This is a genomic window from Peptoniphilus olsenii (assembly GCF_040545475.1).
GTDB lineage: Bacteria > Bacillota > Clostridia > Tissierellales > Peptoniphilaceae > Peptoniphilus_A > Peptoniphilus_A olsenii.
Window position 1 is genome coordinate 48364 of sequence record NZ_JBEPMA010000003.1, and the last position, 19257, is coordinate 67620.

22 protein-coding genes are annotated in these 19257 nt (G+C 29.2%); 17 read left to right on the forward strand and 5 right to left on the reverse strand.

What is annotated here, in order from left to right; translation table 11 throughout:
* Nucleotides 1-5 precede the first annotated feature (5 nt).
* Both ABID14_RS03520 and ABID14_RS03525 read left to right on the forward strand, forming a co-directional pair.
* Nucleotides 6-401, forward strand: a complete 396-nt coding sequence (locus tag ABID14_RS03520) for a DUF3592 domain-containing protein (protein WP_354367194.1) — start codon at nucleotides 6-8, stop codon at nucleotides 399-401.
* 1 nt (nucleotide 402) lies between these two features.
* Complete coding sequence (locus ABID14_RS03525) at nucleotides 403-711, forward strand: DUF4298 domain-containing protein (RefSeq protein WP_354367196.1); 309 nt, start codon at nucleotides 403-405, stop codon at nucleotides 709-711.
* Between the two features lie 50 nt (nucleotides 712-761).
* Here ABID14_RS03525 and ABID14_RS03530 read toward each other — a convergent pair whose 3' ends face one another.
* Together ABID14_RS03530 and ABID14_RS03535 are read right to left on the reverse strand one after the other, a co-directional pair.
* Complete coding sequence (locus ABID14_RS03530; RefSeq protein ID WP_354367198.1) at nucleotides 762-1100, reverse strand: phage holin family protein; 339 nt, start codon at nucleotides 1098-1100, stop codon at nucleotides 762-764.
* A 42-nt stretch (nucleotides 1101-1142) separates the two neighbouring features.
* Nucleotides 1143-2519, reverse strand: a complete 1377-nt coding sequence (locus tag ABID14_RS03535) for an aldehyde dehydrogenase family protein (RefSeq protein WP_354367200.1) — start codon at nucleotides 2517-2519, stop codon at nucleotides 1143-1145.
* Nucleotides 2520-2655: 136 nt separating this feature from the next.
* Between ABID14_RS03535 and ABID14_RS03540 the strand changes: the two genes are divergently transcribed.
* Both ABID14_RS03540 and ABID14_RS03545 read left to right on the forward strand, forming a co-directional pair.
* Nucleotides 2656-3666 carry an aminomethyl transferase family protein gene (locus ABID14_RS03540; RefSeq protein WP_354367202.1) on the forward strand — a complete coding sequence of 337 codons (1011 nt, stop codon included), beginning with the start codon at nucleotides 2656-2658 and terminating at the stop codon, nucleotides 3664-3666.
* A gap of 17 nt (nucleotides 3667-3683) precedes the next feature.
* The gene (locus ABID14_RS03545) at nucleotides 3684-4016 is read left to right on the forward strand and encodes a cytoplasmic protein (RefSeq protein ID WP_354367204.1); all 333 of its coding nucleotides are present in this window, start codon (nucleotides 3684-3686) and stop codon (nucleotides 4014-4016) included.
* A gap of 281 nt (nucleotides 4017-4297) precedes the next feature.
* Here ABID14_RS03545 and ABID14_RS03550 read toward each other — a convergent pair whose 3' ends face one another.
* Entirely contained in the window at nucleotides 4298-4783 is a 486-nt protein-coding gene (locus tag ABID14_RS03550; protein WP_354367206.1) for an LURP-one-related/scramblase family protein, read from the reverse strand.
* Between the two features lie 164 nt (nucleotides 4784-4947).
* Here ABID14_RS03550 and ABID14_RS03555 point away from each other — a divergent pair, with 164 nt between their 5' ends.
* From ABID14_RS03555 to gltS, 4 genes are all read left to right on the forward strand, one after another.
* The gene (locus ABID14_RS03555; protein WP_354367207.1) at nucleotides 4948-5727 is read left to right on the forward strand and encodes a hypothetical protein; all 780 of its coding nucleotides are present in this window, start codon (nucleotides 4948-4950) and stop codon (nucleotides 5725-5727) included.
* Nucleotides 5728-6001: 274 nt separating this feature from the next.
* On the forward strand, nucleotides 6002-6871 hold the full coding sequence (locus tag ABID14_RS03560) for a DUF368 domain-containing protein (protein WP_354367209.1): 870 nt from the start codon (nucleotides 6002-6004) through the stop codon (nucleotides 6869-6871).
* Nucleotides 6872-6922: 51 nt separating this feature from the next.
* Nucleotides 6923-7795, forward strand: coding sequence for a diacylglycerol/lipid kinase family protein (locus ABID14_RS03565; RefSeq protein ID WP_354367211.1), 873 nt, complete (start codon nucleotides 6923-6925; stop codon nucleotides 7793-7795).
* Nucleotides 7796-8313: 518 nt separating this feature from the next.
* Complete coding sequence (gltS, locus tag ABID14_RS03570) at nucleotides 8314-9546, forward strand: sodium/glutamate symporter (protein WP_354367213.1); 1233 nt, start codon at nucleotides 8314-8316, stop codon at nucleotides 9544-9546.
* Nucleotides 9547-10279: 733 nt separating this feature from the next.
* On the opposite strand, the gene ABID14_RS03575 is transcribed toward gltS, so the two are convergent.
* A complete protein-coding gene (locus tag ABID14_RS03575) occupies nucleotides 10280-12169 on the reverse strand; it encodes an ABC-F family ATP-binding cassette domain-containing protein (RefSeq protein WP_354367215.1) in 1890 nt (629 codons plus the stop codon).
* 131 nt (nucleotides 12170-12300) lie between these two features.
* Here ABID14_RS03575 and ABID14_RS03580 point away from each other — a divergent pair, with 131 nt between their 5' ends.
* The 9 genes from ABID14_RS03580 (at nucleotide 12301) to ABID14_RS03620 (ending at nucleotide 18405) form a co-directional block, all read left to right on the forward strand.
* The gene (locus ABID14_RS03580; RefSeq protein ID WP_354367217.1) at nucleotides 12301-12927 is read left to right on the forward strand and encodes a redox-sensing transcriptional repressor Rex; all 627 of its coding nucleotides are present in this window, start codon (nucleotides 12301-12303) and stop codon (nucleotides 12925-12927) included.
* A gap of 53 nt (nucleotides 12928-12980) precedes the next feature.
* Nucleotides 12981-13856 (forward strand): DNA-3-methyladenine glycosylase family protein, encoded by an 876-nt coding sequence (locus ABID14_RS03585; RefSeq protein WP_354367219.1) that lies wholly within the window; start codon nucleotides 12981-12983, stop codon nucleotides 13854-13856.
* Between the two features lies 1 nt (nucleotide 13857).
* Entirely contained in the window at nucleotides 13858-14340 is a 483-nt protein-coding gene (locus ABID14_RS03590) for a DUF554 family protein (RefSeq protein WP_354367221.1), read from the forward strand.
* Entirely contained in the window at nucleotides 14282-14545 is a 264-nt protein-coding gene (locus ABID14_RS03595; protein WP_354367223.1) for a DUF554 family protein, read from the forward strand. Before ABID14_RS03590 ends, ABID14_RS03595 begins: the two co-directional genes overlap by 59 nt.
* A gap of 181 nt (nucleotides 14546-14726) precedes the next feature.
* Nucleotides 14727-15806 carry a hypothetical protein gene (locus ABID14_RS03600; RefSeq protein WP_354367225.1) on the forward strand — a complete coding sequence of 360 codons (1080 nt, stop codon included), beginning with the start codon at nucleotides 14727-14729 and terminating at the stop codon, nucleotides 15804-15806.
* A 4-nt stretch (nucleotides 15807-15810) separates the two neighbouring features.
* Nucleotides 15811-16659, forward strand: coding sequence for a mechanosensitive ion channel family protein (locus tag ABID14_RS03605; RefSeq protein WP_354367226.1), 849 nt, complete (start codon nucleotides 15811-15813; stop codon nucleotides 16657-16659).
* A gap of 1 nt (nucleotide 16660) precedes the next feature.
* Entirely contained in the window at nucleotides 16661-16882 is a 222-nt protein-coding gene (locus ABID14_RS03610) for a DUF951 domain-containing protein (protein WP_354367228.1), read from the forward strand.
* A 7-nt stretch (nucleotides 16883-16889) separates the two neighbouring features.
* A complete protein-coding gene (gene ilvA, locus ABID14_RS03615) occupies nucleotides 16890-18098 on the forward strand; it encodes a threonine ammonia-lyase (RefSeq protein ID WP_435529946.1) in 1209 nt (402 codons plus the stop codon).
* A 133-nt stretch (nucleotides 18099-18231) separates the two neighbouring features.
* The gene (locus ABID14_RS03620; protein ID WP_354367232.1) at nucleotides 18232-18405 is read left to right on the forward strand and encodes a hypothetical protein; all 174 of its coding nucleotides are present in this window, start codon (nucleotides 18232-18234) and stop codon (nucleotides 18403-18405) included.
* Nucleotides 18406-18669: 264 nt separating this feature from the next.
* Here ABID14_RS03620 and ABID14_RS03625 read toward each other — a convergent pair whose 3' ends face one another.
* On the reverse strand, nucleotides 18670-19242 hold the full coding sequence (locus ABID14_RS03625; RefSeq protein ID WP_354367234.1) for a xanthine phosphoribosyltransferase: 573 nt from the start codon (nucleotides 19240-19242) through the stop codon (nucleotides 18670-18672).
* Nucleotides 19243-19257 lie beyond the last annotated feature (15 nt).

A 19257-nucleotide genomic window follows, 5' to 3' on the forward strand; every position in this document is an offset into this window, starting at 1 on the left:
TTATTTTGAATTTTGATTTAAATTCATTTTTAATAAATTTTGGTGTAGCTATAATTTTCATTTGGGGTGTATATTATTTTATATTAAGAAAAAATCCTAAATACAGAAAATCGCTACGCAAAGAGTGTTCAGCAAAAACTGTGGGCGAAATACTTGAGTACAAAGACCCTAAATTTGGCAAAGAAACTATTAAAGTTTTATACTTTGTAGATGGGAAAAAATATATAATAAAAGATGAAGTGACTAGAAAGAAAACTGATGTAAAAAGAGTGGGCATGGTACCTGTGTCATTTACAGAAAAAACGGGAATTAAAGATTTGAAACAAGGATCTAAAGTGGATATCTATTATAAACCAAGTGATCCAAATATTTCTTATATAGCTGGAAATTTAGGAGAATAAAATGGAACAAAATATTAAGAGAATACAAGAAATGGAAAAGATTTTAGATGAATACTCTATATTATTAGAAAATTTTAACGAATCTTTTGACAAACTTCTAAAATATCAAGATAGATATGCTAAGCTGAGGGATTATTACGGAAGTGAAGAATATTTTGAAGATTTGGATAGGTCAAATGCAGGTGAGTTCCCAAGTGATTTAAAATGTGGAGTTTTATCTGAAGATTTGGTCTACAACTTGATAGGAGACAACTTTCAAACAGCAATAAAAATGCTTGAGCTCGCAACTCAAATGATAAAAGAAGATTAACTAAAGCCTGTTACTTTGTATTTTCTACAAAATAGCAGACTTTTGAAATTCTATTCAAATATTTGTCTTACAAAACTATTTACAAAACTCAATACTATTGAAGCCCAAAAGGCTGTACCAAAACTTGCGATATATGCATTTGGTGTAAATTTAAATGCTATCATAAGTACAATTGCATTTACTACTAATGAGAAAATACCAAAAGTAAGTATAGTCAGTGGTAGTGAAAGTAGTTTTAGTATTGGTTTGATAAAGATATTTACAAGTCCTAATACTATTGCAAGCACGAGTATTGCTCCGCTACTATAAAAATGAATGCTTTTAAATAAAAGATCAATTACATAAATTGAAATAAAATTAGCAATTAGAGTTGCTGCTACTGAAGTCATTACTTCACCTCCCCTTTTCAATTTATAGTTACCCTCAAAGTCTTATTTATAAAACTTTCTTATTATATCTAAATCTCTTTCTTTATAAGGATGCTCTCTGAATTTGATATCGAAGAAATTAGATTTGTAAAGGCAAGTCCTTTTGCGTGTGAAAGCTTCAAAGCTTGCTTTGCCATGATAATTTCCAATGCCAGAGTTTTTAACACCTCCAAAGGGTGCTTTGTTAGATGCCATATGCATTATAGTGTCGTTTATGCAAACTCCACCTGAATTTATATTAGAAATAATTTTATCTACAAACATTTCATCTTTAGAAAAAATATACATTGAGAGAGGATTTTTATTTCTATTTACTATATCAATTATATCTGAGAGTTTTTCAAAAGTCAGAATTGGCAATACTGGTCCAAAGATTTCTTCATTCATCACATCGCTATCTAGGGATGGCGAGTCAATTATTACTGGGCAGATTTTGAGTTTATTTTCTTCGAAATGAGGCACGTCTAATTGAGCAAAAAGTGCATTTCCTTCAATTAAATTGACAATTCTATTGAAATGTTTTTCGTTTATTATTTTGCCAAAATTTTTGTTGTAATAATCAGGAGTTGGAAGTGATTTTTTAATTTGTACCAGTATTTCATATATTAAATCTTTTTTTATAGATTTGTGGCAAATCACATAATCTGGTGCTACACATGTTTGACCAGCATTTAATAGTTTGCCAAAAACTATTCGCCTAGCTGTCTTTTTTATATTTACATTTTCGTCTACTATTGTAGGTGATTTTCCCCCAAGTTCTAAAGTTATTGGAGTTAGATTTTCCGCTGCTGCTTTCATCACTATTTTTCCAACTCTGGGGCTACCAGTAAAGAATATATAGTCAAAATTTTTCTTTAGTAATTCTGAACTTATTTCTTCGCCTCCATTTACAACTTGAACTCTATCATCTGATATTTCTTTTAGGATTTTTTCAATCCAATAAGAAGTGTTTGGTGCATACTCTGATGGTTTTAATATTACAGAGTTGCCGCCTGCTATAGCTCCCACAAGTGGAGTTAGACTCAAATTTAGGGGATAGTTCCAAGGTGAAATTATAAGTACTACTCCGTGGGGCTGGTGAATTACTTTTAATTTGCCAGGAAACTGAGTTAGTGATATTATCGGTTTTTGTGGTGCAGATATTTTTGTTAAATTCTTTTTAAAATAATTAATCTCCTCATATACAATGCCTAATTCTGTCATAAATCCTTCTGCTCTAGATTTGCCCAAGTCTTTTTTTAATGCGTTTAATAGTTTGTCTTCGTATTTTTGCAGTGTATTTTTAAGTACTGTCAAAAAATATATGCGTCCATCTATGTCTTTTGTCTTTTCGCTTTTATAATATTTGCAAGCCTTGTCAAAAATTAAATCTAATTCCATATTATCACCCACTTAAATTATACCCAAACTTTGTTTTTATCTATTGTCCAAAGTCCCTTTTGTTTTTGAATTTAGAGTTTGGGTATATTGATATTAGAAGTTTAATCGGTTAATGTAATAAAATGAGGTGAATGTAATGGCTGATCTTAAACTTATGAGAAAAGAGCATGAAACTGTAAGAAATAATGTTGGTTATTATGATTTTACTCACCAACTATTAGAGGTTACAGGAAAGGATGCTGCAAAATTTTTGGACAATATGTTTGTCAATGGTATCGAGAATATTGATGTAGGTAAAGCTGTCTATACAACAATGTTAAATGAAGATGGAATAATCATTGACGATGTTATTGTGTTTAGACTAGGTGATGAAAAATTCTGGGTTTCTACTCTTTATATTGATGATATGATTAAATGGTTTGACAAACATAAAAAGAACGAAACTCTAAATTACGTAAATATCACTGATAATGTTACAATGTTTGCAATTCAAGGTCCAAAGTCGCGTGATTTAGTTAACTCAATTGTAGAAAATAATGTCAATGATTTACAATTTTTTAATATAATTGGCAACAAAGTGAAAGATTTAGATATCAAAGTAGCTAGAGCTGGCTTTACTGGTGAACTTGGATATGAATTTTATGTGGACAGTTCAAAAAAAGGATTGTTAGAGAAAGAAATAGTAGAAAAGGGAAAAGATTTTGGACTGGAAAATATCACAACTGATGTAATAGTTGGTTCTTTACCTGCTGAAAAAGGTTATGTGCTGATGAGTGATTTAGAAGGGACAAACCCACTAGAAGTGGGCTATGGCTGGACTGTAGATTGGGATAGCAAATTTGTAGGAAAGGATAAATTGCTCAAAGAAAAATATAATATAACTAGAGATTTATTAGGATTTACTGTAAATGATGATTCTACTGTAGCCTCTGGCGACGACATATTTGCTCGTGGTGAAAAAGTGGGTAAAGTTACTAAATTCACTTATGGATTTACTGTTGAAAAAAATATTGGTTACGCATTAATTGATATTACAAAAGTAAAAATTGGTGATAAAGTGACAATCAAAACTTCAAATGGAGATGTAGAAGTAATTTTAACAAATAGAGTGTTCTATGATGAAGATGACGAGAGAGTAAGAGCTTAATAATACAAGGAGAGATTATGAAAAAAATAGCATTTTTTGCATTTAGAAATAATAAAATGTGTTTTCAACATATACTTCTAAATGCAATTGATATCAAAGAAAAGGGCGGAGAGTCTAAAATTATTTTTGAAGGCGAGGCAGTTTTATTGCCCCAAGTTTTGACAGATAATCCATTATATAAAAAAGCAAAAGATATGGACTTAATTGAAGGTGTATGTGAAGCTTGTTCAAAGATGATGGAAGTTTATGATGTAAATAAAAAGCTCGATATAAATTTTTTAAATGATTTAAATGGACATCCGGCCATGGCTAAATATCTTGAAAAGGGTTATGAGATTGTGACATTATAATTTGTGATTTAATGTTTGACTTTTTTAACATAGTATTTTAGATTTAGATATTTAGTAATTTTTGGTATCTAATTAAAAATAAGTTGGGACCTAGAATTTTGTAGATTCTTGGTCCCATTTTTAAATTTAATTGTATAATTTATTGTTAAATTTTATTTAATACGAGTTTACTCATAAATTTTGGTACCTGGTGAGAGTCTAATTCACGATTAATTTTAGTTTAAAAATATCCAAGACATGCGAATTATTTGTAGCGAGCAATATAAAAACAATAGTAAAAATTAACTTTTTTGACTTTGGTCTATTAGATAATCCATAGCTATCATCATGGCTACAATTAAATCCATATGCTCTTCGTCATATATTTCTATTTCGAAGCAGTCGCCAAAGCTTAAAAGTTTTCTTACCATTCTACCCAATTCATTATTGTCAGCTTTGATTACAAAATTGTGTGAGAAAAAATCCCCTTCAATTTCTATATTCATCTCAGAATATAAAACATCTATGGCTCTTGTAAATATTGTGAAACGAGATTTAAGTTTTATAGTTTCGCCATTTTTAAAATTAATATTAAATTCCGGCAATAAATTAAATAGTTCTTTTTCTATCACAAATAGCTCGTTGTGATTTTTGTCAGACACATGCACTTTAAGACCAACCCAAGTAAAGTCTTCGTCCACATAATAGATTACTTCTTCGTTCTCATCTAGTATTGGGTAATGATCAGTTATTTTGAAAACTTTTTGTTTTATATATAATTTTTTCATAAAAACTCCTTTAAACTTTGAAAAGATGACTTATTTCTATATAATATAATTATGGTTTATTATTAATGAAATTACAAATAAATTAAGTAAAATATTGAAAAAATTTTGTTTTATTTCATTATAATAACTGAGGACACATAATTTTTTACAACCAGGAGGTATATATGAAACGAGAATACAGCTACGTACCAATTATATTAATACTTATAATCAATGCAGCAATAATTGGGATGCTTGCTAATATGGATATAGATACAACTTATATTCAAGCTATAATTGGTACCATTTCAAACTTTATGATATGTTCTGCTCTATTACATACAAGACGTGGTGGAGTTGCGGAATACTTTTCAAATATCAAAAGATTTAATATAAGAGCGTTACTTGTAAATATAATTGCGTCATTGGGCAGTTTCTTATTTCTATTTATATTTACAACATTATCAGCAGGAGGAGTCATACTTACTAAGAAAGGTGCAACTCCTGGCAGTATTATAGGCATGGTTATAGCATTGGGTATTGCCACTATAATAGTATCACTTTTACTTAACTACACAAATTTTGTCTTAGTTGATGAGAGATATAAAGATTATTCTTTTGGTAAAATATTTAAATTAATAATAAAAACTGGATATAATCTAACTTTCGAAAGTATAAAAGTGTGGGCAAAATTTTATATAATCCCTGCAATTATTGTTCTCATAAATATTGTTCTAATTGTTATGGGAGAAGAAAATCAAATGGTCTCTTTCGGTATTCTGTTGATAGTTGCAATGTTTATTAGTTTTATTTATTTATTCTTTATAACTCCTGTATATCTGGCGAGATTGTCCGATGTATATATAGACAACACAGGCTACGATATTTTTAAGGATTATAATAACGATAATATGGAAGAAAATTCGCAAGATGATATTAATAATATTGAAAAATTTGATGAATAATATTTATAATTTAATTTGAAATTAATATGAGAGGTTTACCTAAATGGTGAATCTCTTTTTTATTTATATTTGCAAGCTAAATAAATATAATTTAGAATTTTTTCTCAAATAATGTTTTAAAAATCTTAAAGTGATTAAGAATTTATTAAAAAATCTATTAAAAGATGAAATCTTTACACTTAAGAAGTAAAATAATGTTAACACTTTTAATTGGAAATTATAAAACACAGACTGATTGTATATTTAATAAAATAGTTAATATTAGGAGGAAGAGATGCTTATAAATATAATTCATGGGTTTTGCATGGCTTTGGCAGACTCAGTGCCAGGGGTTAGTGGCGGAACTATAGCATTTATTTTAGGTTTTTATGATAAATTTATAGAAAATTTGCACAATTTTTTTGAAAATAAAGTAGAGAGAAAAACAGCCTTTTTATACTTGTCCAATTTAGGTTTAGGTTGGATTATTGGATTTATAATATCTATAACATTAATATCAAAGCTACTTGAAGCAAACATACACATGCTTAGTTCATTATTCTTAGGACTTACAATCAGTTCAATTCCTTTTGTAATTAAATCTGAAAAAGATAATTTACTTTCTCATAAAAGATATTATTATTTTTCATTTATAGGATTTATGGTGGTAATAGCACTTGTGTTTTTGAGACATACAAATACTATGATAGGAACAATGGATCTTAGAGAAATAAATTTAATAAGTGGAATTTATATTTTTTTTAGTGGTGCCGTTGCCATATCTGCGATGGTACTGCCTGGAATTTCTGGTTCGTCCATTCTTTTGATTGCAGGTCTTTATATGCCTATGGTTGAGGCTGTAAACGAAGTGATGAAATTAAAATTTGAAAAACTATCAGCCCTTTTCATTTTAATACTTGGAATATTATGCGGAATTTTTATATCTGTAAAAATACTTAGAAATGCTATGAGAAAAAATAGAGAAAAAATGATTTATTTAATTATAGGTATGATTGTAGGATCCTTAGTTGCAATAATAATGGGACCGACAACATTAAACAGTTATACCGAACCATTGAATTTCGCAAATTTTAATATATTTGGATTTTTAATAGGTGTAATTATTTTATTTATATTGGAAGTTTTAAAAATATCAACTCACTGAATTGAGAGTTTTAAATTTGTTTTAATAATTATAATTTACTATAATTGGGTTATGGATAATCTAATAGTAATAAGTTCTAAATCGGGCAGAGGAAGATATAAAAAACTCGAGGAAGAACTTCTAAAAGTATATAAACCTGAAAACATAAAAATTACAGAAAATAGTGAAGATATAAAAAATTTTGCAAAAGACTTTATAAAAAGAGGAGAGGGAGTTTTCTTGCTATGTGGTGGAGATGGAAGTCTTGCCGAAGCTGCAGAGGTCTTGCGAGGAACTAATACAGCAATGGGGCTTATACCCTTTGGAACAGGAAATGACTTTTCTAAAAATTTTAATTACAATAACTTTCGAGTTAAAGACACACTTGTGCCAACAATTAAACCGATAGATTTAATTGAGGTAAATGGAAAAATTTGTGTAAATGTATTGAGCCTTGGATTTGATACGAATGTATTAGTGCATGCCTATGACTTAAAGAAGAAATATCCATTTTTAGGAAAATCTACATTTTTATATGGTGTAATAAAAAGTTTAATGAATATTGAATACACAAATCTTGAAATAAAATTAGTAGATAATTTAAACCGAGAAATAAAGATAGAAGATGAATTTTTGATATCTGCACTTTGCAATGGTTCTTATTATGGATCTGGATTTCAACCTGCACCATTTGCTAAATTAGATGACGGACTGTTGAATTTAGTAACAGCTCCTAGATTTAAATTAAAAGATATAATCCCACTTCTGTATTCATATAGAAAAGGAACTCATTTAAAAGACGAAAAAATCAAAGAATTTTTAGTTAAATCAGGTGAGATAAAATCGGATAAGGAATTTATATATAATATAGATGGGGAGATTTATAAAACGAAAGAATTAAAATTTAAAGTACTCGAGAAAAATTTAAAATGGGCTTATTTTTAAACTGTGGATTTTTTTCGCAGTTTTTTTTAAGTAAAAGTTTACATTTTTTACACAAAGTAAATCAGTTTTTATAAAATTGTTTTACAAAAATACAATACTCTATTTTATTTCTATTTTTATGTGAAAGTAAAAAAATGACTATATAAATTTACTAATAGAAAACAAAAAATAAATAAGACATAAAAAAATTTAACAAAAATCACAATTTAAATGGAAGTAATATTGTATTTTTAGTCATTAAATATGAAATAAATATAAATTCAAATAAAAACATTTTCATGAATTTTACAAAATGATAAATGCTGATAATTAGCCGTTTGCAACACTTACTTTTACTGAGTATATGAAAGTGTATCAATATATAATACAAAATTATATTGTAAAATTTATTTTAAAAATTGTATTGACACCAGGAAAACATTTTGTTATATTAATAAGCGTAGCTTATTATTCTATTATGTAGTGGTTTACTATTTATACATAAGATGACCACTAAAAGTAAAAAAGGGAGGTATATAATGGAAGGGATCTACACGATTTCAACTAACATGATGCAAACGACTGCAATTGCAATCATTATGCTTTATGTTGGGCGTTTTTTGAGAAACAAAATAAACTTTTTTGAAAAATTTTGTATTCCAGCCCCAGTAATTGGTGGTTTTTTATTCGCGATTATCCATTTGATTTTAAAAGTTAATGGGATTGCAACTTTTGATATGGATGTAACTTTAAAAGATCCATTTATGATGGTATTCTTTACTTCAATTGGTATTGGTGCAAATCTTGAAACACTTAAAAAAGGTGGCAAAGGATTTTTTATTTTCCTTGCAGTCTCTGTTGTTTTAGTGGTTTGCCAAAATATTATTGGTATGGGTGTATCTAAATTAATTGGTCAAAATTCACTTCTTGGACTTGCATGTGGTTCTATCACAATGGTTGGTGGACATGGTACAGCAGGAGCTTGGGGACCAGATCTTGAAGCAGCAGGCCTTGAATCTGGGGCAGTTATTGCTCTAGCGGCAGCTACTTTTGGCGTTATCATGGGCTCACTTATTGGTGGACCAATAGGTTCTGCAAGAATTAAAAGACATGGACTTAAGCCGAATGCAGATCTTTTTGTTGCTCCAGAGTCTGAAGAAGTAGTAGACGAGGGTGGACACGAAGCCCCACTTAATGTAAATGACTTTTTAAAAGTGCTTTGTCTTATTTTCTGTTCAGTAGGACTTGGAGTAATTTTAAAGAAATTCTTACAAGATAATGTTTCAATAGCGGGAACTCCACTTAATTTACCTGAATATGTGGCAGCGATGATTTTCAGTGGACTATTTGTAAATACACTTGGCAGAAAAAAAGTATTTGAAATGAATCAAAGAGCTAACGATATCTGCGGTTCAATTGGTCTTAATGTATTTTTATCAATAGCTTTAATCACAATTGATTTGACACAACTTAAAGCTGTTGTAGGACCAATGCTTATAGTATTATTTACACAAACTGCATTTATGGCACTTTTCTCTTACTTTGTAGTATTTAAAGTAATGGGTAGTGACTATGATGCGGCAGTGCTTGCTGGAGGAATGTGTGGATTTGGAATGGGTGCAACATATAATGCACTAGCAAATATGGACTCAATAACTGAAAAATTTGGTCCAGCTCCAAAAGCTTACTTTATACTTCCAATGGTAGGAGCATTTGCTATTGATATTATCAATGTATTGATAATAACAATATTTGCACAAATTCAGTTTTAATTAAATTAAAATAATAAAAATAATTTAAAGGTTAGACTTCTCCGTTGGAGGAGTCTTTTTTTTATACTAAAGACCATTTGTATTTTGACTTAAAAAAATATAACTTTAGAAGTACAAGATTTCATAACTTAATTATAAATAAAACGATAAGTTCTCAAGGATGCTAACCATGTAATGTTTTGGATTTTATTTTTATTTTCATGTGTGAATGATGCAGATAATTTTTTAAATGGGTATTATTTCAAACATATTTTATCGCAGGTGTGTAGTAAAAACTAGTTAGAGTTAAAATAATTTAATTATAAATTGAAAATTTTTTAATATATATAGAAATTTAAAAGGATTGATAAAAAGATTTATAAAATTTTATACGTTTTGAAAATTAATTATTGTATTTCTATATTGGTTAGTTTGGTATTTAGATAATTTTAATTAGAGAGGTAATTTGCACAAAAAAAGTAGGAGGTTTTAGCAGCCTCCTATTTTGTATTTGATAACTTTATCCACATTTTTTTGTTTTTGTGGATAATTTTGTATATAGTTTGTATGTTTTTTATAGTTTTTGTGAAATTCATGGGCTTTTTTGTGTATAAAGCATTTATTTTTTTGTTGTTGATGCTTTGTGCATTATTTTTTGGGGATAAGTTAATAATATTTTGTGGATAATGTGAATAACTTTGTGGATACAGTGCTCATGAGAAGAAGTGCTGTTGATATTCATTTTTTGAAATAATTAATCTTCTTCTAATTCTATCCATTTGTCATATAGAGTATTTAGCTTATTTTCAACCTTTTCTCGATTGCTAGATAATTCTTTTGCCAAATTAAAATCGCTATAAGTCTCATTATCGGCGAGTTGTTTATCTATTGTTGATAACTCTTGTTCTAATTTTTGTATTTCTTTCATTAAATTTTGTTTTTCTTTTTTTAATGCTTTATTTTTGTTTCTAATTTCACGTTCTTCTTTTTTTCTTTTATTCAGCTCTGTTTTTGAGATATATTCTTCTTCAGGGAATTTTTCTGTAGTGGTTTTCTCTACATAATAGTCATAATCACCCAAAAATACATTAATTGATGTGGGAGTCATTTCAAATATTTTATTTGATGTTTTATTTAGAAAATATCTGTCATGAGATATTGATAATACAGTTCCATCATATTTTTCTAAGGCATTTTCTAATATTTCTTTTGAGTCTATGTCCAAGTGGTTGGTTGGCTCATCAAGGACTAGAAAGTTAGCACCTTTTAACATTATTTTTAATAAGGAGAGTCTTCCTCTTTCTCCCCCTGATAATTCGTCTATGGTTCTAAAAATATCATCACCTACGAATAAAAATTCTGCTAGATATTTTCTAATTTCAAAATGTTCAAGTTTTGGAAATTCGTCCCATATTTCGTCCATTACTGTTTTTTCTGTGTTTAAGTTATCGAGTTCTTGATAAAAAAATGCAATATCTACATTAGATCCGATTTTTATCTGTCCTTCGTCTGGTTTAAGACTTTTTTCAATAATCTTAAACAGGGTTGATTTACCTACTCCATTGGGACCGATTAGTCCAACTTTGTCGTTTTTGTAGACATTGGCATTTATATTTTCAAATATTAAATGATTGTCGAAACTCTTTTTTAGGTTTTCTATTATAAGTACATCTTTACCTGATGTTTTTTTGGTAGTAAATCTCAAATTAGTTTTTTTATTAGATTTAGGTGGTTCGAGTTTTTGCATTTTATCCAGCATTTTTTTTCTGCTTTTTCCTTGTCTTATAAATCTTTCTCTGCCAAGATTCATATATCTTTTTATTATTTCTTCTTGTCTTTTTATTTCTTTTTGCTGGTCCTCGTATTGTTTTTTTAAAAGTTCAAAATCTAATTTACGCTGTTTGCTGAAGTTGTCGTAATCACCTATATATGTGTTTGTTATTCCATTTTCTAGGAGTACAATCTTCTTGACAATATTGTTTAAAAAATATCGGTCGTGAGAAATTATTATTACACTTTTTCGAATTTCTCTTAGGTATTTTTCGAGCCAAGTTATCGCTGATATATCTAAATGGTTAGTGGGTTCGTCTAGCAATAATAAATCTGCCTCTTCTAGGAGAAGCATTGCTAGTGCAACTCTTGCTTTTTGTCCGCCGGATAATGTAGATATATCTTTTGAAAAGTCGTTTTCTAAGAATCCTAGTCCTATTAATGTTCCTCTAATTTTAGAATTGTAAGAGTATCCTTCTCGTTCGTCAAATTCTTCTTGCATTTTGGAATATTTGATTAATTCATCTTCTAAGTTGTTTGGATTTTGTGCTATTAATTGTGTTTGTTTTTCTAATTCTTTTTCTAATTCAATTAATTCGTCGAATTTTGACAGACAATTTTCATAAATTGTTCCGTTGGCATCTAAATTTAGTTGTTGTTCGAGATAACCTATTTTCAAATCTTTTTTTCTAAATATTTCACCGTCATCGTAAGATAGTTCGCCAGTTATTATTTTAAATAGAGTTGATTTTCCGCTCCCGTTTATTCCTATTAAACCTATTTTGTCGTTTTCTTCGACAATCATGTTGGCTGATTTAATTGTCTGTTCATCTATATATGATTTGTTTATTTTTGTAAGTGCTAGTATTGGCATTTTAACCTCCTTCTACATTTTATCAAAATAAAAATTATTTAAAAGTAATGAAAATTTATGTAGTTATAAGTATTGAAATTTACAAAAAATTTAAAGTCTGTTATAATAATAACACAGTTTGGAGGTAAGGAATGGATAAGTTTTCAAATAAAATTTCAGAAACTGTAATTAGAAGAATGCCTGTCTATCACAGATATTTGACCGAGTTAATTGAAAATGAAGTTGAGAGAGTTTCCTCTAAAGAATTAAGTCTTATAACGGGTTTTAGTGCTTCTCAAATAAGACAGGATTTAAATAATTTTGGCGGTTTTGGGCAACAGGGTTACGGATATAATACTAAGCAGTTAAAAGAACAAGTAGATAAAATTTTAGGTATAGATAAGACATATAATACTATTATTGTTGGAGCGGGTAGACTTGGGTCTGCACTTGCTAGATACAAAGGGTTTAGGAAAAGTGGCTTTAAAGTTACATCTTTATTTGATATAGATGATAGTATAAAGGATGTTTCTGGAATTGCAGTAAGACCTATGGATACAATTAAAGATTACATAAGAGATGAACTTGTAGAAGTTGCAATTATAACTGTACCCAAGGAAGCATGCAAGGAAGTTGCGGATATTTTGGTTGATGCTGGAATAAAAGGTATTTGGAACTTTTCTCCTTACGATTTGAAAGTTCAAGGGAAAATTGCAGTTGAAAATATCAGACTTAATGATTCTCTTATGACTCTTTCTTATTTTATGAAAGAATTATAATTTTGAACCTATTATTTTAAAATAATAGGTTTTTTTAGGGAAAAGAGGAAATTATGGAATTAAATTTTGTGGGGAATACCACTATAATTAAAAGTGTAGATGAATTTGATCCTCGTGATATTTTCACATGTGGACAAGCATTTAGATGGTATGAAGAAGAGGATAAGTCTTTCACTTTTGTGACAAATGGAAAAGTTGCCAATGCTAAAAAAAACAATGATGAAATAATTCTTACTGGAGTAAGTGAAGAAGATTTCAAAAATATATTTTGGAATTATTTTGATTTAAATAGAAATTATAAAGATGTAATCAGAGAGCTTTCAATAGACGAAACTTTAAGGGATGCCATGGAATATGGAAAGGGAATTAGACTTTTAAATCAAGATAAATTTGAAACTATTATATCTTTTATAATTTCTGCCAACAATCAAATTTCACGCATAAAAAATTCTATAGAGAAAATATCCGAGATGTATGGCGAATTTATATTAGAGGATGAAAATAGAAAATATTATTCATTTCCTACCGCTAAAAGCCTTTCTGAAGCAAATCCCAATGATTTGAGAGAATTTGCTCGTGTTGGGTTTCGTGACAAGAGAATAGTTGAAGCTTCAAAGATGATTTATTCGGGGGAGGTAGATATTGATAAAATCTCCCAAATGGATTTGGAGTCTGCAAGAGCTTATTTGCAACTCTTACCTGGTGTGGGTCCCAAAGTTTGTGACTGTATTTTGCTATTTGCATACGACAGGGTTGAATCTTTTCCTGTAGATGTATGGATAAAAAGAGTTATGGAAGAATTATATTTAAAAAAAGAAACTCCCAAGACAAAAATTGCTGAAAGAGGCAGAGATGTATTTGGGAAAAATGCAGGATTTGCCAATCAGTATTTGTTCTATTATGGTAGAGAAAATAAGTTAGGTAAGTAAAATGGCGGTTATTATCGATGCTTTGGCAATATTAATTGGCGGCTATTTTGGTGCTAAAATTGGAGATAAAATTTCTGGGCATATTCATACTCAAATAATGAAATTTTTGGCTATATGCACAATAGTTATTGGAATGAGTTCTGCATTAAAGGGAAATACAATAATAATGCTTTCTTCTATAGTGGTTGGCGTATTAATTGGTCAATATTTAGATATTGATAAAAGTATAGAAGATTTTGCTGTATTCATGCAAAATAAATATGTAAAAGGTAATGAATCTAATTTTGTACAAGGCTTTGTAATGGGCACTCTTTTGTTTTGTATAGGATCTATGAGTATTTTGGGTCCTCTTGAATCAGGTGTTAGAGGAAATGATGAGATACTAATTGCAAAATCTGTACTCGATTTGATTTCTGCTTTTTTTCTTGGCAGCGAGCATTGGTGTTGGCATTTGTATATCGGCAATTCCAGTATTAATTTATGAAGGTTTAATATTTCTATTGGCGAGCTTTGTTGCTCCAATACTCACGGAAGAAATTATCAATAACATCTCTGGTATTGGAGGTCTTATGATTATAGCTATAGGTTTAAATATACTTGAAATAACAGATATAAAACTTGCAAATGCTCTTCCAGCATTATTAATACCCTTAATAGTAGGGATATTTAAAATTTTAATTATAGTTTAGTTTAGAGGGGTTTCCCTCTTTTTTTATTTTTAATTTCCTTATATGGATTGCGAAATTAATTTCTATTCATGACCAATCATACCTAAAATAGTTTTTAGTATTAATATTAAATCTTCTGTAAATTGTGACAAAAATATGAATTTTTATCTAATAATGTTATAATAAAAAAGGGAGTGAGAAATTGAAATTAAATCGCAAACACTTCTTTATGGGTCTTATAATTATATTTATTATTGCTATTTTGTTTGCAATATTTGGAGATAATTATAAAAAAAGAGCTGTGATAAGACTTAAAGGCATCACCGTGACAGAACCTATTAAAGATTTTAATATAAATAATAAATCTGTTTTTGTTTGGGCAGATCCTGTTCTTTACATAAGTGATAAAGAAGGAAATATTATAAAAAAAGTGCATCGTGATGATGAAGATATTGAAGCTTTTTTTGTAAATAATTATGCTTTTTTATATGAAAAAGATTTAGGAAAAGTGCATATGTATTCTGAACTAGGAGAGCCCCTTAGTACAATTGAGATAAAGGGCGAAGTCTTTAATATTTCTTATGAAAATGCAAATGTGATTTTTCATATAATTGATGAAGATAAAGAAAAGCTACTAATGTTAAACAATGACACAACACTTACAGAAGTTTACGAGACGGGAAATCAAATTTTGACTTATGATATAGATACAGAAGAAAATTATTCTGTCTCAGAATTAGTGACTCATGCAAACGGCTACACTAGTTTGGTTTATAGGTTTAATGGTGAAGAGAAATATAAAAAAGAGTTAGCTCATGAAATTGTAATGTTTGTAAATCATTCTAAAAACTCGACTTTATTTTTAACAAATCAAAAATTATATAGATTAATAGATGATGAAAATATATATACATCTGATGTTCCAAATATTTCTGATATATTAGTAGATGGTCGCAAAACTTATCTGCTCCATTCAGGGATAATTACAGAGTTTAATTACAAATTAAATCCTGTTGATAAGAGGATAATAGCTGCCAATGTAAATCACATGGAAAATGTATCGGGTTCACTTTATGTTTATGGACCTAGTGATATTGGTGGAGAAATAGGAACACGTGGTGAGTTTTATACTAGACTTGGATATTCGCTTGATAAAATGCAAATTAATGGCCTAACTATTGGAGCACTTCGAAATGGGGAACTTAATTTGTATAGAGTTATAAGCACAAATCTCATATCAGATAAAGAAGCAACACTTGATACAAATTATATTGAGGAGTGATTTTTTGGAACAAAATACACAAGAAGTTGTAAGAGATGCAGATACTGCACTTCGATCTACATTTGATGGACTGGTGACCTGGGAAAGACTTGCCGTTGTTGGAATAGTCATAGCGACAATTTTTATTATTTTAAGTCTTGCCGACAAATTTATTAATAGACAGTTAAATCAGGATAAAATAAAAGAGATGGGTTCTTACAATAGAATTGTGACTGTGGCATATTTAATAAGAAGAATAATAAAAATAGTCCTGATGTTTATTGGAATTACAATAATAATGAGTGTCTTCAATATTTCTATTGCACCAATTTTAGCAACACTTGGAGTATTTTCACTTGCTATAGGTGTTGGGGCACAGGATTTAGTCAAAGACTTGATTAATGGTTTTTTTATTATATTTGAAGACCAATATGCTGTAGGAGATTTAGTTACTATCGAAGGAATAACAGGTATAGTTGAATATTTAGGTCTTAGAGTAACAAAAATAAGAGATTTTAGCAAAGTCATTCATATAATACCAAATAGCAAAATTGAGATTGTTGCCAATAAACAAAGAGGAGAAGCTAGAGGGTTAATAGATTTTTATATAGACAATTCTGAAAATCCAGAACAGGTTCAAATGAAAATCGGAAAAGCACTCGAAAAGTTTTCTAAAGATGAAAAGATGGTTAGAGGTCCAATTTTTTGGGGAGTGACTGAAAATGCATCTGATTATTACAAGATGACTTTAGTATTTTTTACAAAACAAGGCGATCAATACGATTTAGAATATGCAATTAGATCGACAATATTAAAAACAATGCAAGATGAAAATATAAAGACTCCTAGAATTAAAAATGAAATTTGGAGGTAATATGTTATATTATGAACTTGGTGACATTGTCACTTTAAAAAAAGGACATCCATGTGGCGAAAATAAATGGGAAATTGCAAGAAAAGGCGTCGATATAAAATTGAAATGCCTTGGTTGTGACAGGGTTGTGTGGATGAGCCGCATTGAATTTGAAAAAAGGGTAAGAAAAATATTAGTTGATGATAAATTTGTTAGCATAGTACATCACAAGAAAGAAGGTTAATAAAATGATGGATGTAAAAGAGATTTATGACGCTAAGGAGAGACTTAAAGGACATATCAAAGAAACACCAGTTGTTTATGCACCAAATTTAGGTGAAGATGTTTACTTAAAAGTTGAGGTACTACAAGATACTGGCTCATTTAAACTGAGAGGAGCTTATAACAAAATAGCTACACTTTCAGAAGAAGAAGCCTCTAAAGGAGTGGTTGCTTGTTCTGCAGGTAATCATGCACAAGGAGTAGCAAAGTCTGCTACAGAAAGAGGAATTGACTCTATAATTTGTATGCCATATCATGCACCGCTTTCAAAAGTTTCTGCAACAAAAAATTATGGTGCAGAAGTTGTTCTTGTCAAAGATTCTTTTGATGATGCAGCAGCTTATGCAGATAAATTATCTAAAGAAGAAGGTTATACTTTTATTGCACCTTTTGATGATGAAAAAGTCATCGCTGGTCAAGGAACTATTGGTCTAGAAATTCTAGAAAAGCTACCAGAAGTGGATATAATAGTTGTTCCAATAGGTGGTGGCGGATTAATATCTGGTATAGCACTTGCTGCCAAGAGTATAAATCCTGATATTAAAATAATAGGAGTTCAAACAAAAATATCACCAGGAATGTATGAATCCATCAAAGATGATATAATTGTAACAGTAAAAGGTGGTTCAACGATTGCTGACGGAATTGCAGTAAAAACTCCTGGTGACATAACTTTTGAAATGACAAAAGAATTAGTGGACGATATAGTTCTAGTTACAGAAGGAGAAATATCTTCAGCTATACTTACACTGCTAGAAAAAAATAAAATAATAACTGAAGGAGCAGCTGCATCTACAGTAGCAGCTTTAATGTATAAAAAATTTAATCACAAAGGCAAAAAAGTTTGTTGTGTACTTTCAGGTGGAAATATTGACGTTACTAGGGTTTCTAAAGTTATAGAAAAAGGTCTTTATAAGACAAATAGAAGAATGGAACTTAGAGTTAAATTAAATGATGCCCCAGGCGAACTTACTAAGCTTACAAAACTTTTGGAAACAGAAGGTGCAAATATTGTACAAATTGGTCAACATATAGATGTAGTTAGTGACACAATTGATTCAATGATTGTAAATATTGTAGTTGATACTAAAAATATCGATCATCAAAATGCACTTATAACAATGCTAAACGAAAACTTTTATGTATTTAAAGTAAAATATAATAATCCACAATTTTAATAATGTAGCCTGTCATGTTTATATTAATATAAATGTGACAGGTTTTTTTATTTATTGATTAATAGGTTAGCCTTTGCTATGATATTTTTACAGGGAAATCGTTTACATACTGGAATTAGATAAGGAGGTTAATATGAGAATTTATTTAGAAATATTTTCTATATGTATGTTGATAGGTGTTATTTTTGCTATTCCACAAATTATTGATTACTATAAAAATCACAATAATAATGCATTATATTTAATTAAAAGACGCCAGAAAATAGCAATTGCTCCTCTGGTAGGAATATATTTATCATTTTTTTAGGAGGGGAAGAACCTACACTAAATTGGTCATATATTGTTTTGATAATTGCGGTATATGCGATTATTTTTGCACTAGATAAGAGAAAAACGGCAAAAAATGTTTAATTATCCAGTCGCTAAGATTTTTAATTTATGTTGTGTGAAAAAAGGATTATTGGGGTTTATTAAAAAACAAATATTAAATTAAAAACGGAACCTGTCTAGTGTTAAACTGATAGGGTCCCGTTTTTATTACTTTGTTATTATTAATCTGTAGATAAGAAATTTATTTGAATTTTATTTCTCCATTTTCTATTGAGTCGATTATGGCAAGTGAAAGCAAATCGTGTCCTTCATTTCTAATAATTTTGCCACCTTCTTGGAATCCCTTTTCTACTGCAACTGCTATGCCTTCAATATTTGAACCGGATTGTTTGGCAATTGCAATTAGACCTTTTAAAGCATTGCCTTCTGCCAAAAAGTCGTCTACTATTAAAAGATTATCATCAGGTGATAAGAATTTTTTAGATACAGTTACTCTGTATTCTTTGTCTGTAGTAAAAGATTTAACGTGAGATTCGAATACGTCTTTGCCTAAATTTTTATTTTTTTGTTTTTTAGCAAATACAACTGGAGCATAGTCAAATTTTTCAGAAAGCATTGTAGCTAGTGCTATACCTGATGCTTCTATGGTAAGTATTTTATTTATTTTTTTATCTTTGAAATAATCTTTTATAATGTCTGCAAGTTCAGATAAAAATTTTATGTCGAGCTGATGGTTTAAAAAGGAGTCAACTTTTATAATGTTTTCATCTAAAATGTAACCATCTTTTAAAATTCTCTCTTCTAAAATATTCATTTTTTCCTCCAAATA